The organism is Micromonospora sp. R77, assembly GCF_022747945.1.
Taxonomy (GTDB): Bacteria; Actinomycetota; Actinomycetes; order Mycobacteriales; family Micromonosporaceae; genus Micromonospora.
Map to the genome: position 1 here is coordinate 5,109,801 of NZ_JALDST010000001.1, position 14,793 is coordinate 5,124,593.

Annotated in this window: 15 protein-coding genes; 14 read left to right on the plus strand and 1 reads right to left on the minus strand. The window is 73.9% G+C overall.

The annotated features are described in order from the left end of the window. The 14 genes from MRQ36_RS24080 (at position 1) to pheT (ending at position 12,267) form a co-directional block, all read left to right on the plus strand. Positions 1-612, plus strand: coding sequence for a riboflavin synthase (locus MRQ36_RS24080; RefSeq protein WP_242798948.1), 612 nt, complete (start codon positions 1-3; stop codon positions 610-612). Beyond that, complete coding sequence (gene pnuC, locus MRQ36_RS24085) at positions 612-1,307, plus strand: nicotinamide riboside transporter PnuC (protein WP_242798950.1); 696 nt, start codon at positions 612-614, stop codon at positions 1,305-1,307. The genes MRQ36_RS24080 and pnuC overlap by 1 nt, the downstream gene beginning before the upstream one ends. Beyond that, positions 1,304-2,569, plus strand: a complete 1,266-nt coding sequence (locus MRQ36_RS24090; protein WP_242798952.1) for a bifunctional 3,4-dihydroxy-2-butanone-4-phosphate synthase/GTP cyclohydrolase II — start codon at positions 1,304-1,306, stop codon at positions 2,567-2,569. Before pnuC ends, MRQ36_RS24090 begins: the two co-directional genes overlap by 4 nt. A 2-nt stretch (positions 2,570-2,571) precedes the next feature. Continuing rightward, positions 2,572-3,069, plus strand: coding sequence for a 6,7-dimethyl-8-ribityllumazine synthase (ribH, locus tag MRQ36_RS24095; protein WP_242798953.1), 498 nt, complete (start codon positions 2,572-2,574; stop codon positions 3,067-3,069). Positions 3,070-3,230: 161 nt separating this feature from the next. Further along, on the plus strand, positions 3,231-3,494 hold the full coding sequence (locus MRQ36_RS24100) for a phosphoribosyl-ATP diphosphatase (RefSeq protein WP_036375234.1): 264 nt from the start codon (positions 3,231-3,233) through the stop codon (positions 3,492-3,494). Positions 3,495-3,539: 45 nt separating this feature from the next. Then, positions 3,540-4,385: an ATP phosphoribosyltransferase gene (gene hisG, locus MRQ36_RS24105; RefSeq protein ID WP_242798954.1), complete on the plus strand. Its 846-nt coding sequence runs from the start codon at positions 3,540-3,542 to the stop codon at positions 4,383-4,385. Continuing rightward, positions 4,382-5,344, plus strand: a complete 963-nt coding sequence (locus MRQ36_RS24110) for a DMT family transporter (RefSeq protein ID WP_242798955.1) — start codon at positions 4,382-4,384, stop codon at positions 5,342-5,344. Before hisG ends, MRQ36_RS24110 begins: the two co-directional genes overlap by 4 nt. After that, a complete protein-coding gene (locus MRQ36_RS24115; protein ID WP_242798956.1) occupies positions 5,341-5,811 on the plus strand; it encodes a PH domain-containing protein in 471 nt (156 codons plus the stop codon). The genes MRQ36_RS24110 and MRQ36_RS24115 overlap by 4 nt, the downstream gene beginning before the upstream one ends. A gap of 419 nt (positions 5,812-6,230) precedes the next feature. Next, positions 6,231-6,878 carry a translation initiation factor IF-3 gene (infC, locus tag MRQ36_RS24120; RefSeq protein WP_242798957.1) on the plus strand — a complete coding sequence of 216 codons (648 nt, stop codon included), beginning with the start codon at positions 6,231-6,233 and terminating at the stop codon, positions 6,876-6,878. A gap of 19 nt (positions 6,879-6,897) precedes the next feature. Beyond that, positions 6,898-7,092 carry a 50S ribosomal protein L35 gene (gene rpmI, locus MRQ36_RS24125; protein ID WP_242798958.1) on the plus strand — a complete coding sequence of 65 codons (195 nt, stop codon included), beginning with the start codon at positions 6,898-6,900 and terminating at the stop codon, positions 7,090-7,092. A 32-nt stretch (positions 7,093-7,124) separates the two neighbouring features. Continuing rightward, entirely contained in the window at positions 7,125-7,517 is a 393-nt protein-coding gene (gene rplT / locus MRQ36_RS24130; protein ID WP_030335718.1) for a 50S ribosomal protein L20, read from the plus strand. Between the two features lie 32 nt (positions 7,518-7,549). Further along, complete coding sequence (locus tag MRQ36_RS24135; protein ID WP_242798960.1) at positions 7,550-8,389, plus strand: RNA methyltransferase; 840 nt, start codon at positions 7,550-7,552, stop codon at positions 8,387-8,389. Between the two features lie 220 nt (positions 8,390-8,609). After that, complete coding sequence (gene pheS, locus MRQ36_RS24140; RefSeq protein ID WP_242798962.1) at positions 8,610-9,683, plus strand: phenylalanine--tRNA ligase subunit alpha; 1,074 nt, start codon at positions 8,610-8,612, stop codon at positions 9,681-9,683. Positions 9,684-9,720: 37 nt separating this feature from the next. Next, positions 9,721-12,267 carry a phenylalanine--tRNA ligase subunit beta gene (gene pheT / locus MRQ36_RS24145; protein ID WP_242798964.1) on the plus strand — a complete coding sequence of 849 codons (2,547 nt, stop codon included), beginning with the start codon at positions 9,721-9,723 and terminating at the stop codon, positions 12,265-12,267. A 41-nt stretch (positions 12,268-12,308) separates the two neighbouring features. Here pheT and MRQ36_RS24150 read toward each other — a convergent pair whose 3' ends face one another. Next, positions 12,309-14,624, minus strand: coding sequence for a beta-1,3-glucanase family protein (locus MRQ36_RS24150; protein ID WP_242801335.1), 2,316 nt, complete (start codon positions 14,622-14,624; stop codon positions 12,309-12,311). Positions 14,625-14,793 lie beyond the last annotated feature (169 nt).

A 14,793-nucleotide genomic window follows, 5' to 3' on the forward strand; every position in this document is an offset into this window, starting at 1 on the left:
ATGTTCACCGGCATCATCGAGGAGCTGGGCGAGGTCGTCCGCACCACCGAGACCGGGGGTGACTCCGCGCTGGTCGCCATCCGGGGCCCGCTGGTCACCTCCGACGCCCGGCACGGCGACTCCATCGCGGTCAACGGCGTCTGCCTGACCGTGGTGGACGTCGACGGCGGGACCTTCACCGCCGACGTGATGGGGGAGACGCTCCGCCGTTCCGCGCTCGGCGGGCTGCGCCCCGGCGACCCGGTCAACCTGGAGCGGGCCGCCGCGCTCGGCAGCCGGCTCGGCGGGCACCTGGTGCAGGGGCACGTCGACGGGGTCGGCGAGCTGATCTCCCGGGAGCCGGCCGCGCAGTGGGAGACGGTCCGCTTCCGGCTCCCCGCCGGGCTGGCCCGGTACGTGGTGGAGAAGGGCTCGATCACCATCGACGGGGTCTCGCTGACCGTCGCCGAGGTGGGCGACGACTGGTTCGCCGTCGGGCTGATCCCGACCACCCTGAAGCTCACCACGCTCGGCGCGAAGCGCCCCGGCGACCCGGTCAACCTGGAGGTCGACGTGCTGGCCAAGTACGTCGAGCGGCTGCTCGGCGACCGGCTCGCCGGCGGTGGCCGCTGATGGGCCCGCTCGGGTGGCTGCTCGACGCCCAGGTCCAGGTCGCCGGTTCGCCGGTGCTGGTCCGGGAGATCGTCGGCAACGTCTTCGGGCTGGCCTCCGCGCTGTTCGGGCTGCGCCGGCTGGTCTGGGCCTGGCCGGTCGGCATGATCGGCAACGCCCTGCTGTTCACCGTCTTCCTCGGCGGGGTCTTCACCACCCCGCAGGCGCACGACCTCTACGGTCAGGCCGGCCGGCAGGTCTTCTTCTTCGCGGTCAGCGTCTACGGCTGGTGGCGCTGGTCGCGCAACCGCCGCTCCGGCGGCGGCGAGCAGCCGGCGGTGCTGCCGCGCTGGGCCACCGGCCGGGAACGGCTCGTCCTGCTCGCGGTGGCGGTGGCCGGCACCGCCGCGGCCTACCCGGTGCTGGCCGCGCTCGGCTCCTGGGGGCCGCTGCCGGACGCCTGGATCCTGGTGGGCAGCCTGCTCGCCACCTATGGCATGGCCCGCGGCTGGGTGGAGTTCTGGCTGGTCTGGATCGCCGTCGACGCGGTCGGCGTGCCGCTGCTGCTGGACGGCGGCTTCTACCCGTCGGCCGCCATGTACCTGGTCTACGGCGCCTTCTGCGCCTGGGGCTTCGCCGCCTGGTGGCGTACCTCGCGGGCCAACCCGCCCGCCCGCACCCCCATCCCCCCGACGTACTCGGAGGCTGTGGCATGACCAGTTTCGGCAGCATTGAGCAGGCGGTGGCGGACATCGCCGCCGGCCGGCCCGTCGTCGTGGTCGACGACGAGGACCGGGAGAACGAGGGTGACCTGATCTTCGCGGCCGAGCTGGCCACCCCGGAACTGGTCGCGTTCATGGTCCGCTACACCTCCGGCTACATCTGCGTGCCGCTGACCGAGAGCGAGTGCGACCGGCTGGACCTGCCGCCGATGCACCACACCAACCAGGACCGGCGCGGCACCGCCTACACGGTGACCGTGGACGCCCGGGAGGGGATCAGCACCGGCATCTCGGCGGCCGACCGGGCGCACACCATCCGGTTGCTCGCCAGTGCCGACACCGATCCGACCGACCTGGCCCGCCCCGGGCACGTGGTGCCGCTGCGGGCCCGCGAGGGCGGGGTGCTGCGCCGGTCCGGGCACACCGAGGCGGCCGTCGACCTGACCCGGATGGCGGGCCTGCGGCCGGCCGGCGTGCTCTGCGAGATGGTCAACGACGACGGCACCATGATGCGCCTGCCGGACCTGGAGAAGTTCTGCGCCGAGCACGGGCTGACGCTGATCACCATCGCCGACCTGATCGCGCACCGGCGGCGTACCGAGAAGCAGGTCGAGCAGGTCGCCGACGCGCGGATGCCCACCCCGTACGGGGTGTTCCGGGCGCTGGGCTACCGCAGCGAGCACGACTCGGCCGAGCACGTCGCGCTGGTCATGGGCGACCTCGGGGACGGGCGGGACGTGCTGGTCCGGGTGCACTCCGAGTGCCTCACCGGGGACGTGTTCGGCTCGCTGCGCTGCGACTGCGGGCCGCAGTTGCAGGCCGCCCTGGCCCGGGTGGCGCAGGAGGGGCGCGGCGTGGTGCTCTACGTACGCGGCCACGAGGGGCGCGGGATCGGCCTGCTGCACAAGCTCCGGGCGTATCAGCTCCAGGACCAGGGCCGGGACACCGTCGACGCGAACCTCGACCTGGGGCTGCCCGCCGACGCCCGGGACTACGGCACCGGTGCCCAGATCCTCTACGACCTCGGTGTCCGGTCGATGCGGCTGCTCACCAACAACCCGGCCAAGCGGGCCGGGCTGGAGGGCTACGGCCTGACCGTGAGCGGCCGGGAGGGCCTGCCCATCCGGTCGAACCCGGAGAACGTGCGCTACCTGCGCACCAAGCGGGACCGGATGGGGCACCTGCTGGACGAGTTCGACGAGGTGACCGAGGCGCCGATGGGCCGCCCGGTCGACGGCGACGAGATCGGAGCGTAGACATGGCGGGTTTCGGCGAACCGGGCGTGGACGCCGTCGACGCGGCGGGCCTCACCGTCGGCGTGGTGGCCGCCCGCTGGCACGGTGACCTCACCGACCACATGGTCGACCGGGCGGTCGCGGCGGCCGAGGCGTGCGGCGCGCGGGCGGTGGTGGCCCGGGTGGCCGGCTCGGTCGAGCTGCCCGTGGTGGCCCAGGCGATGGCCCGCCGGTACGACGTGGTGGTCGCCCTCGGCGTGGTGGTCCGGGGCGCCACCGCCCACTTCGACTACGTCTGCCGTTCGGTGACCGACGGGCTGACCCGGGTCGCGCTGGACGAGGGGAAGCCCGTCGCGCACGGGGTGCTCACCGTGGAGACGATCGAGCAGGCCCGCGACCGGGCCGGGCTGCCCGGCTCCGCCGAGGACAAGGGCTGGGCGGCGACCGTGGCCGCCCTGGACGCCGCGCTGGCGGTCCGCGCCCTCGCCACGAACGCCGCCCAGCGCGTCGGCTTCGCCTGAGCACGTTCACCGGGCGCGGGAGTGAGCGGGCGGGTGGGTGTCGCGCGGGGCGGCCCGCGGACGTGCGGTCACCGGACGGGTGGCCGGTGCGGCGCGTGAGGAAGGCGACGGGGGTGGACCCGGTGGGCGGGGTGACCCCGGGTGGCTGGAAGAATCGCGGCGTGAAGACGTTCGAGGAGTTGTTCGCCGAGCTGCAGGCCAAGGCCGCCGCCGGCACCCCGGGCTCCGGCACGGTCGCCGCGCTGGAGAAGGGCGTGCACTTCATCGGCAAGAAGGTCGTCGAGGAGGCGGCCGAGTCGTGGATGGCCGCCGAGCACGAGGGCCCGGAGCGGGCCGCCGAGGAGATCTCCCAGCTGCTCTACCAGGCCCAGGTGCTGATGCTCGCCACCGGTCTCGAGCTCAAGGACGTCTACCGACATCTGTGAGTGCCTCCACCCGTTGATCAGACCCGATCGAAGGAGCACTCCGTCATGCTGCGTGTCGCCGTACCCAACAAGGGCGCCCTGGCCGAGAAGGCCGCCGAGATGCTGCGCGAGGCGGGCTACCGCCAGCGCACCGACCCGAAGGACCTGGTCTGCCGGGACGAGCCCAACGACATCGAGTTCTTCTACCTGCGCCCCAAGGACATCGCCACCTATGTCGGCTCCGGTGACCTCGACGTCGGGATCACCGGCCGGGACCTGCTGATCGACTCCGGCGCGCCGGCCGAGGAGGTGGTGGACCTGGCCTTCGGCCGGGCCACCTTCCGGTTCGCCGCCCGCCCCGACGACGTGCACTCGGTGCAGGAGCTCGGCGGGCACCGGATCGCCACCGCGTACCCCGGACTGGTCCAGCGCTACCTCGCCGAGGTGGGCGTCGAGGCCGACGTGATCCGGCTGGACGGCGCGGTGGAGAACGCCATCCGGCTGGGCGTCGCCGACGTGGTCGCGGACGTGGTGGAGACCGGCGCCACGCTCCGCCAGGCCGGTCTGGTGGTCTTCGGTGAGCCGCTGCTGCGCTCGGCGGCGGTGCTGGTCCGTCGGGCCGGCGCGCCCGCCTGCGCCCAGGCCGAGCAGCTGCTGCGCCGGCTGCACGGGGTGCTGGTCGCCCGCCGGTACGTGATGCTCGCCTACGACGTGCCGGCCGGCCTGCTGGAGCGGGCCAGCTCGCTGACCCCGGGCATCGAGTCGCCGACCGTCTCCCCGCTGCACCGGGAGGGCTGGGTCGCGGTGCAGGCGATGGTGAAGCGCGACGACGTGCACCGGATCATGGACGAGCTCTACGAGCTGGGCGCCCGGGCGATCCTGGTCACCAACATCCACGCCTGCCGGCTGTGAGACCGCTGCCGCCGTCGGCCGCCCTCGCCCTGGTCGTGCTGGGCGGGGCGGCCTCGGCGGCGCAGGGTGTGGTCAACGCCGGGCTGGGCGAGCGGGCCGGCAACCCGGTGCTCGGCGCGGTGGTCAACAACCTCGGCGGCAGCCTGCTGGTGGCGGTGGGGCTGCTCGCCGTACCGTCGATGCGCGTCGGGCTGGGCGCGCTGCGCCGCTCCGGACTGCCCTGGTGGTCCTACCTGGGCGGGCTCGGGGGCGCGGCGATCGTGGTGATCGCCACCTACGTCGTGCCGGTGCTCGGGGTGGCCGTCTTCACCATCGCCCAGGTTGCCGGCGGTAGCCTCGGCGGGCTGGCCGCCGACCGGGTCGGGCTGGCCCCGGTGGGGCGGCTGCCGCTCACCGTGCCCCGGGTGGCCGGGGCGCTGCTCGGCATCGCGGCGGTCACCCTGGCCCAGTTCGGCCGGCCGGTCGGTGAGCTGGCGGTCGGCACGGTCCTGATCGCGGTGGCCGGCGGGCTGGCGGTCGCCCTCCAGTCCGCGCTGAACGGGCGGGTCTCCGCCGCCGGCACCACCGCCGCCGGGATCGCGGTCAACTTCGCCGTCGGCACCCCGGTGATCCTGGCGGTCGCCGCGCTGGTCGGGGCGTTCGCCGCCCGCCCGAGCTGGCCCGCCCAGTGGTGGTGGTACGGCGGTGGCCTGCTCGGCGTCGGCATCGTGCTCTCCCTGCTGGTCGGCGTGCGCGCGGTCGGCGTGCTGCGGACCGGCCTGGCGCTGGTCGCCGGGCAGCTCGGCGGGGCCCTGCTGCTGGACGTGCTGCTGCCCGACGGGGCCGGCGTACGGCTGCCGGTGCTGGCCGGCGCGGCGCTCACCCTGGTCGCGGTCCTGGTGGCCGGCGTCCGGCGGCGGCCGGCGATCCGTGTGGCGCCGGACCGCAGCGCCGAGCCGGATGGCAGACTGGTCGGGTGAGCGAAGCACAGGTGACCGTGCGGCCGCGCCGGACCCGGCTGGTCTGCTGGGTGTCGGCGGCCGCCCTGCTGGTGGTGTTCAGCCTGGTGGCGACGTCGCTGACCGGGCGCACCGGGGACGGCTACGGCACCTTCCAGCGCGGCGACCAGCTGGCCATGGTCGGCCTGGGGGTCTTCGGCGCGCTCGGCATCCTGCTCTTCACCCGGCCCCGCGTGGTGGCCGACGCGCGGGGCGTCCGGGTGCGCAACGTGCTCGGCTCGTACGACCTGCCCTGGGAGGTCGTGCGCGGGGTGCGGTTCGACCGGGGTGCCCCGTGGGCCAGCCTGGAGCTGCACGACGACGACCTGCTGCCGATGGTCGCCCTGCAGGCGGCCGACAAGGAGCTGGCCGTCGAGGGGGTCCAGGCGCTGCGCCGGCTGCACGCGGCGCACCTGGCCGCGCTCGCCGGCGACGCCGCCACCCGCTGAACCCGGGCCCGGCCCGACCCGGGCCGCCCACGGCCCCCGCCGAGCCCCGCCCGGTCCGCCTCGGCCGCCCGTGGCCACTGCTGCCGCCGCGCCGACCGGCGGCCCTGGTTTGGGGCTGGTCGGGCGAGGGGTGTAGTGTTGCGGAGTCGACCAGACTGCCCCCGTTCCGACGTGCGGGCGGTCTTGAAGCGGAGCGCCTGCTCCCACCCGAGTCGCCCTGACGGCGGCCGGGTCCGGTCCCCGGTTCCGGGCACGTCCCGGTCCCGGATGCGCGATCATGTGATCGTGCCGACCGGTCGAGCGGGCCCTGGCATGCGCCGGGGCCTTCTGCTTTCCGGGTTGGCTCCCGCCCGGGAGTCCGCGGAGTCGGCACCGCAGGAGACTCGACTCGAGGAGGCCACATCAGCGTCGAACCACGCGTGAACGAGCAGATCCGGGCACGTGAGGTCCGACTGGTCGGCCCTGAGGGTGAGCAGGTGGGCATCGTCCCGCTGGAGCGCGCCCTGCAGCTGGCCGCGGACGTCGACCTGGACCTGGTCGAGGTTGCGCCGATGGCGCGCCCGCCGGTGTGCAAGCTCATGGACTTCGGCAAGTTCAAGTACGAGAGCGCACTCAAGGCGCGCGAAGCGCGGCGTAACCAGCAGCAGACCGTCATCAAGGAGATGAAGCTCCGGCCGAAGATCGACCCGCACGACTACGAGACCAAGAAGGGTCACGTGGTGCGGTTCCTCAAGGCGGGCGACAAGGTCAAGGTGACGATCATGTTCCGCGGTCGCGAGCAGAGCCGCCCGGAGTTGGGTTACCGGCTCCTGCGCCGGCTCGAGTCGGAGATCACGGACCTGGGATACGTCGAGGCCGCTCCGAAGCAGGACGGTCGAAACATGATCATGGTGCTCGCTCCGCACCGGGCCGTGAAGGCCTCCGCGGTCGCCGCGACGGCGTCCCGTGGTGGGCCTCGGGAACGGGCGGAGGAGACCGGTGCTCCGGAGGCCGGCGAGACCCCGGCGGCCGGTGAGACCGCAGCAGCCGGCGAGACCGGCCCGACCGCTGACACCAGCGGCCAGTAACAGGGAGAAGACGTTCCACATGCCGAAGATGAAGAGCCACACGGGTATGGGCAAGCGGGTCAAGGTGACCGGCAAGGGCAAGATCGTCGCCCAGCAGGCCGGCCTTCGCCACAACCTGGAGAAGAAGGCGTCCACCCAGACCCGGCGGCTGACCGGCACGGTCGAGCTGGCCAAGGTCGACACCAAGCGCATCAAGAAGCTGCTCGGCCGCTGACGCGCGCCACCTGAACCGAAGAAGGAGTTGAGATGGCACGCGTCAAGCGGGCTGTTAACGCCCAGAAGAAGCGTCGTACCCTGCTGGAGACCGCGAGCGGTTACCGCGGTCAGCGCTCCCGCCTGTACCGCAAGGCCAAGGAGCAGGTGCTGCACTCGATGCAGTACGCCTACCGGGACCGTCGCGACCGCAAGGGCGACTTCCGGCAGCTCTGGATCCAGCGCATCAATGCTGGCGCCCGGGCCAACGGCATGACCTACAACCGGCTGATCCAGGGCCTGCGCCTGGCCGGCATCGAGGTCGACCGCAAGATCCTGGCCGACCTGGCCGTCAACGACGCCGCGGCGTTCGCCGCGATCGTCGAGCTGGCCCGCGCCGCCGTGGCGGCCGAGGGCACCGGTGGCGCCGCGGCCCAGGCCGCCTGATCCACCCGCAGCAGCAGATCGAGGCGTCTCCCATGCAGTCACCATCGCCCGGGAGGCGCCTCGACGCTGTCTCCGGCCCGTTCACCCCGCGTACCCCGAGAGTGGTCGCCGCCCGTCGGCTGCAGCGCCGCCGGGACCGCGAGGCCGCCGGCCGGTTCCTGGCCGAGGGCCCACAGGCGGTCCGCGAGGCCCTGGCCCGCGCCGGGACCGTCACCGAACTGTTCGGTACGCCGGCCGCCCTCGACCGGTACGCCGACCTCGCGGCGCAGGCCGCCCACGCCGACGTACCCGTCTCCGAGGTGACCGACGAGGGCCTCGCGGCACTCGCCGAGACCGTCGCCCCGCAGGGCCTGGTCGCCGTCTGCCGGCACCTCGACGTGCCGCTGGTCGAGGCGCTGGCCCACGGGCCGCGCCTGGTCGCCGTGCTCGCCGAGATCCGTGACCCGGGCAACGCCGGCACCGTGCTGCGCACCGCCGACGCGGCCGGCGCGGGCGCGGTGGTCTTCGCCGGCGAGGCGGTCGACCCGTACAACGGCAAGTGCGTGCGGGCGTCGGCCGGCAGCCTCTTCCACGTCGACGTGGTCCGGGCACCGGATCCGCTGGACGTGGTCGCCGCGCTGCGCGCCGCCGGGCTCACCGTGCTCGCCACGACCGGGTACGGCGACAGCGACCTCGACGACCTGATCGACTACGGCCGGCTCGCCGCCCCGACCGCCTGGCTCTTCGGCTCGGAGGCGCACGGGTTGCCCGAGGAACTGACCGCCGCCGCCGACGCCCGGGTCCGGGTGCCGCTGCACGGGCGCGCCGAGAGCCTGAACCTGGCTGCGGCCGCCGCCGTCTGCCTGTACGCTTCAGCCAGAGCGCTGCGCTGACCGGCACCCGGTCGCGCGGTCCACACAGCAGGGGAGTCGGCCACGTGATGAACGCGTCTCGGCGTTCGTTTATCCAGCCCGCCGGTGTCGGCGGGCGGCGGGCCTGATCCTTCCTCCTGCGCGTAACTCCCACCGGCGGGCAGCGGCGCAGCCGCGCGTCCGTAGACTCGCCTAGCCACCCGTGAGGGTCGGCGCCGCCGTGAGGGAGTGCCCGTACGCCATGAGCTACCGCAACGATCCGTACGACCCGAAGCAGGTCGCCCTGCTCGACCCGGACGCCCTGGCCGGGGCCGTGGCCGACGCCGAGCAGGCGTTCGCCGCCGCCGCCGACCCGGACGCGTTGACCGCGCTGCGTCCCGCGCACCTCGGTGACCGGTCCCCGGTCTCCCTGGCCCGCCGGGAGATCGGCGCGTTGCCGCCGGCCGCGAAGTCCGACGCCGGCAAGCGGGTCAACGAGGCCCGGCGCGCCATCGAGGCCGCGTACGCCGCCCGGCAGGAGACGGTGGAGCGCGAGCAGGCCGAGCGGGTGCTGGTCACCGAGCGGGTCGACGTGACCCTGCCGTACGACCGCCGCCCGCGCGGCGCCCGGCACCCGCTGTCCACCCTGATGGAGCAGATCAGCGACCTGTTCGTCGGGATGGGCTACGAGGTGGCCGAGGGGCCCGAGGTCGAGCTGGAGTGGACCAACTTCGACGCGCTGAACATCCCCGCCGACCACCCGGCCCGCGGCCTGATGGACACCTTCCACATCGCACCGCCGGCCGGCGCCGAGCATTCGGGTCTCGTGCTGCGCACCCACACGTCGCCGGTGCAGGCGCGCACCATGTTGACCCGCAAGCCGCCGATCTACGTGATCGTGCCCGGCCGGGTCTATCGCACCGACGAGCTGGACGCCACCCACGCGCCGGTCTTCCACCAGGTCGAGGGCCTGGTGGTGGACAAGGGCATCACCATGGCGCACCTGCGCGGCACGCTGGACCACTTCGCCCGGGCCATGTTCGGCGAGGGGGCGAAGACCCGCTTCCGCCCGCACTACTTCCCGTTCACCGAGCCGTCCGCCGAGTTCGACGTCTGGTTCCCGGAGCACCGGGACGGGCCGCGCTGGGTCGAGTGGGGCGGCTGCGGCATGGTCAACCCGCGGGTGCTGCGCGCCTGCGGCATCGACCCGGAGGTCTACTCCGGATTCGCCTTCGGCATGGGCATCGACCGGACGGTGATGTTCCGGCACGGGGTCAGCGACATGCGGGACATGGCCGAGGGCGACGTGCGGTTCACCCGCGCGTTCGGGGCCTGAGCGGCGCCACGAGCTACGGAGACGGTGGTAAAGAGTCATGCGAGTTTCTGTCAGTTGGCTGCGGGAGTACGTCGACCTCCCCGCCGACCTGCCCACCGGCGACCTGGAGCAGGCGCTGGTCGACCTCGGCATCGAGGTCGAGTCGATGGTGGACCTGCGGGAGACCGTCACCGGTCCGCTGGTCGTCGGTGAGGTCCTGGAGATCGAGGAGCTGACCGGCTTCAAGAAGCCGATCCGGTTCTGCCGGGTCGACGTGGGCGCCGCCAACGGCACCGGCGAGCCGCAGGAGATCGTCTGCGGGGCGCGCAACTTCGCCCCCGGCGACCGGGTGGTGGTGATCCTCCCCGGCGGCGTGCTGCCCGGTGACTTCCGCATCGGTGCGCGCAAGACGTACGGGCGCAACTCCCACGGCATGATCTGCTCCGCGAAGGAGCTGGGCCTGGGCGACGACCACTCGGGCATCATCGTGCTGCCGGCGGACACCACAGCCAAGCCCGGCGACGACGCGCGGCCCGTGGTGGGGCTCGACGACGTGGTGGTCGAGCTGGAGATCACCCCGGACCGGGGGTACGCGCTGAGCCTGCGCGGCCTGGCCCGGGAACTGGCCCACGCCCTGGCCGTCGAGTTCCGCGACCCGGGTCTGGTCGCCGCGCCGGGCGGCACCGCCGAGCCGGCGTACCCGGTCGAGGTGCGCGACACCGTGGGGTGCGACCGGTTCTCGGCCCGGCTGGTGCGCGGCGTGGACCCGACCGCGCCGACCCCCGGCTGGATGGCCCGGCGGCTCACCGTGGCCGGGATCCGCAGCATCTCCCTGCCGGTCGACATCACCAACTACGTGATGCTCGAACTCGGTCAGCCGATGCACGCCTTCGACGCCGACCGGATCAGCGGGCCGCTGGTGGTCCGCCGCGCCGAGCCGGGGGAGAAGCTGACCACCCTGGACGGCGTGAAGCGCACCCTGGCCGCCGAGGACATGGTCATCTGCGACGACACCGGGCCCATCTCGCTCGCCGCGGTGATGGGCGGCGAGACCAGTGAGGTCGTCGCGTCCACCACCGACGTGCTCTTCGAGGCGGCGCACTGGGATCCGGCCATGGTGGGCCGGACCGCGCGCCGGCACAAGCTGTTCAGCGAGGCGGCGAAGCGCTGGGAGCGGGGCGTCGACCCGGCCCTGTCGCTGGTCGCCCTGGAGCGGGCGGTGCGGCTGCTCACCGAGCACGCCGGGGGCACGGTCGCCGACGAGATCCTCGACCTCGACCACGTCCGGCCGCGTACCCCGGTGGTGCTGCCGGCCGACCTGCCGTCCCGGCGGGTCGGGGTCGGCTATTCGCCGCAGCGGGTGGTCGAGCTGCTGGAGCTGGTCGGCTGCACGGTCACCCGGGGCGCCGACCGGCTCGGCGAGGACCCGGGCGAGGTCGGCGTGCCCGCCGGCACCGGCGACGTGCTCACCGTGACCCCGCCGACCTGGCGGCCCGACCTGACCGACCCGGCCGACCTGGTCGAGGAGGTGGTCCGCCTCGACGGGTACGACCGGGTGCCGTCGGTGCTGCCGACCGCGCCCGCCGGCCGTGGCCTGACCTGGCAGCAGCAGCGCCGCCGGGCGGTGGCCCGGTCGCTGGCCGAGCGCGGGTACGTCGAGGTGCTCGCGCACCCGTTCGTCGCCGCCGGCCTCGCCGACCAGCTCGGCCTGCCGGCCGACGACCCGCGCCGCCCGGCGGTGCGGGTGGCGAACCCGCTGTCGGAGGAGGAGCCGCTGCTGCGGACCACGCTGCTCGGCCCGCTGCTCGGCATCGCGAAGCGCAACATCGGCCGGGGCCTGCGCGACGTGGCGATCTACGAGATCGGTGCGGTCTTCCACCCGCGCGCCGGTGTCGGCGCCCCGCCCGCCATGGGCGTGGACCGGCGACCCACCGACGCCGAGTTCGCCGCCGCCGACGCGGTGGTGCCGGACCAGCCCCGGCACGTCGCCGCGGTGCTAGCCGGGGAGCTCGAGCCGGCCGGCTGGTGGGGCGCGGGTCGCGCCGCCGGCTGGGCGGACGCGGTCGAGGCCGCCCGGACGGTGCTCGCCGCCGCCGGCATCCCCGCCGACCGGGTCACCGTCCGGTCCGCCGAGCACGCCCCCTGGCACCCCGGCCGCTGCGCCGAGCTGCTGGTGGACGACGCGGTGGTCGGGTACGCCGGTGAGCTGCACCCGACCGTGGTGGCGACGCTGGAGCTGCCCCGCCGCACCAGCGCCATGGAGCTGAACCTGGACGCGGTGCCCGCCGCGCCGACGGTGACCGGGCCGGCCATCTCCACCTTCCCGCCGGCGCTGATCGACGTGGCGCTGGTGGTGGACGAGTCGGTCCCGGCCGCCGAGGTGCAGCGTGCCCTCACCGAGGGCGCCGGTGACCTGCTGGAAGCCGTCCGGCTCTTCGACGTGTACGCCTCCGACCAGCTCGGCGCGGGGCGCAAGTCGCTCGCGTACAAGCTGACCTTCCGGGCCCCGGACCGGACGCTGACCGTCGAGGAGGCGGTGGCGGCCCGCGACGCCGCCGTCGCCGAGGCCGCCCGCCGCGTCGACGCCACCCTCCGCGGCGCCTGAGCGGGGCCGGCAGGGGCCCGGTCAGGGCCCCTGCCGGCCGGTCAGGCCGTGTACGGCAGGGCGATGCTGGACTGGTCGCCAACGGCAAGGCTGGTCGACGCCGACCCGATGGCGTTCCAGACCTCCACCTGCACGAGGCCACCTCGCAGGTTGCCGAGGGTGCCGGTGGCCGACATGTGGCCCTGGTTCTGGGTGTAGGTCTCCCAGCCGACGACCGGGTCGGTGGCGTAGTAGTTGTAGGTCTCCACCCGGTCCCAGGTGCCGTCGCCGGTCAGGTCGTACGACACCCGCACCTGGGTGCCGTTGCCGACCGCAGTGCCGGCGTCCAGGAGTAGGCGGAACGAGGTCGTGCCCCCGGTGTACGTCGCGGTCAGGTTGCCCGACCGGTAGACCCGGGGCGTGTGCGGGGTGCCCACCCAGCTGCCGTTGGCCGCCGCGATCGTGGCCTGCGCGGTGCCCGCCGGGCGCTGCCAGAGCAGGTTCGGCTCCTCCAGGTAGAGCTGCGGCCCGAACGGGCTCATCGTCGGGTCCGGCGACGGGCTGTCGGACACCGACACCGACGCCGACGGAGTGGGGCTCGGCGGGGGCGGGGTGTCACCGCTGTGCGGCAGGGTGATGGTCGAGCCGTTGCCGACGCCGAGGGTGGTCGCCGTGCCGCCGATGGCGTTCCAGACCTCGACGCGTACGGTGCCGTTGCGCAGGTCGCCGAGGGTCCCGGTGGCGGAGGCCAGGCCCTGCGTCTGGCGGTAGTGCTCCACGCCCGTGACCGGGTCGGTGGCGAAGTAGCGGTAGGTCTCCACCCGGTCGAACGTGCCGTCGCCGGTCAGGTCGTACGAGACCCGGGCCTGGACCCCGTCGCCGGCCGCGGTGCCGGCGTCGACGAGCAGGTCGAAGCCGGTGCTTCCGCCGGCGTACCGGCCGTTGAGGCCGCAGGCGGTGAAGACCTCGGCGTTGGTGGGGGTGCCGTCGTGGTTGCCGGCGGCGGCCGGCAGCGACACGGTGGTGGCCGGTCGGGGCAGGAACGTCAGCGAGCCGTTGGCCTGCAGCATCCGGCTCATGGCGCCGCTGCCGTCGTCGCAGGCCGGTGGCGGGCTGCTGGTCACGGTCGGCGAGGGGCTGGCGCTGGTCGGGGTGGGGCTCGGCGGCGGGCTGGTCGGTCCACCGCCGGGGCCGAACGGGCTGAGCGTGATGCCGGCGGCGCGCGGGTCGCCGTCGTGCACCAGGGACTCCTGGTTCTGCACGTCGTCGAAGGCGAACCCGTACGCCTTTCCGTCGACCATGTTGGCGTGCACGATCCGGGAGTAGTGGTTGGTGAGCGTGCCCTGGTAGAAGTCGGCCGGCCCGCCGGAGGGCTGCACGTCCCGGCCGGCGAGGGTGGAGCGGTGCAGCGCGGCGCAGAGGGTACGGGCGATCGGTCCGACCACGAGGTCGTTGGGGGCGGCGAGCGCCCCGTCGCAGTCCCACACGTCGGAGCTGGACGGCTTGGTGAACGAGGCGACCCGCTGGCCGGCGCCGTCGGTGAAGGTCATGGTGTCGCCGCTGGTGCGCCCGAAGTACTTCACGGTCGGCTGTTCGGCGAAGGGCGCCACGGTCAGCGTCCTCGTCGCGTAGGTGTTCCAGGCGGCCGTGACGTACGGGTCGAGGTAGGTGGCGCTGAACAGGCCGGCGTCGGCGGCCTTGCCGGGGGAGAGCACCCGCAGCACGGTGCCGTCGGCGCGGGTCTGCACCGAGTTGCCCCAGCCGGGCTGGGCCCGGACCGCGTCGATCACCTTGTTCCGGCCGTCGTCGACGAGGGCGCCGGTGCTCCGGGTGGCGCCGTCGGCGCCGGTCACGCTCACCACGTGGGGTACGGCGAACATGTCCACCTGTGAGCTGTTGAGCCAGAGCCCGGAGTCGTTGTAGGTGAACTCCGACCAGTCGAAGAGGATGTCCCGGTTGGGGTCACCGGCCGCCCAGGGGGCGGGCTGGACCAGGCCGTCCGGGGTGAGGAAGAACTTCAGCTTCTCGCCGAAGGAGAAGTAGACCCGGCCGGACAGGTTGCGCGGGATCTTCAACACGGTGCTCGCACCGAGGGCCGGGCCGGGGATGGACACGTCCGGGGCGGGGGTGGGCGGCAGGCCGCCGGCCGGCCACGGCGTGAAGGCGCCGTCGGAGTTGACGTAGCCCAGGCGGCCGGAGGTGAGGTCGACGCCGAGCACGTAGAGGTGCACGGCGTCGGCGCGTCCGGTGCTGTTGGTGACGGTGAAGGGCAGCAGGTTCGGGCCGACGGCCCGGGCCAGCGTGGCCGCTCCGATGGATGTGGCGGTGGCCAGGACGAGCGCCGCCAGGATTCCGACGAATCTCCTCGTGATGCGCAACGACGACTCCTTCGACGCGGTCGGGTCGACCGCGGAGCGGGTGGGGAAACGGGTGTGGTTGGTGGGGTACGTCCTCACTTGTCATCTGTGAGAGCGCTCTCTGAGCATCCCGGTCCGCATCCCGTTCTGTCAATGTGGTGACCGCCGTCACCGCCACATTTCCATGCAG

What these genes read in the sequence shown, in the direction of transcription:
- MRQ36_RS24080 (WP_242798948.1), top strand. Translation starts at nt 1, where the DNA reads ATGTTCACCGGCATCATCGAGGAGCTGGGCGAGGTCGTCCGCACCACC.
- pnuC (WP_242798950.1), top strand. Translation starts at nt 612, where the DNA reads ATGGGCCCGCTCGGGTGGCTGCTCGACGCCCAGGTCCAGGTCGCCGGT.
- MRQ36_RS24090 (WP_242798952.1), top strand. Translation starts at nt 1,304, where the DNA reads ATGACCAGTTTCGGCAGCATTGAGCAGGCGGTGGCGGACATCGCCGCC.
- ribH (WP_242798953.1), top strand. Translation starts at nt 2,572, where the DNA reads ATGGCGGGTTTCGGCGAACCGGGCGTGGACGCCGTCGACGCGGCGGGC.
- hisG (WP_242798954.1), top strand. Translation starts at nt 3,540, where the DNA reads ATGCTGCGTGTCGCCGTACCCAACAAGGGCGCCCTGGCCGAGAAGGCC.
- rpmI (WP_242798958.1), top strand. Translation starts at nt 6,898, where the DNA reads ATGCCGAAGATGAAGAGCCACACGGGTATGGGCAAGCGGGTCAAGGTG.
- rplT (WP_030335718.1), top strand. Translation starts at nt 7,125, where the DNA reads ATGGCACGCGTCAAGCGGGCTGTTAACGCCCAGAAGAAGCGTCGTACC.
- MRQ36_RS24135 (WP_242798960.1), top strand. Translation starts at nt 7,550, where the DNA reads ATGCAGTCACCATCGCCCGGGAGGCGCCTCGACGCTGTCTCCGGCCCG.
- pheS (WP_242798962.1), top strand. Translation starts at nt 8,610, where the DNA reads ATGAGCTACCGCAACGATCCGTACGACCCGAAGCAGGTCGCCCTGCTC.
- pheT (WP_242798964.1), top strand. Translation starts at nt 9,721, where the DNA reads ATGCGAGTTTCTGTCAGTTGGCTGCGGGAGTACGTCGACCTCCCCGCC.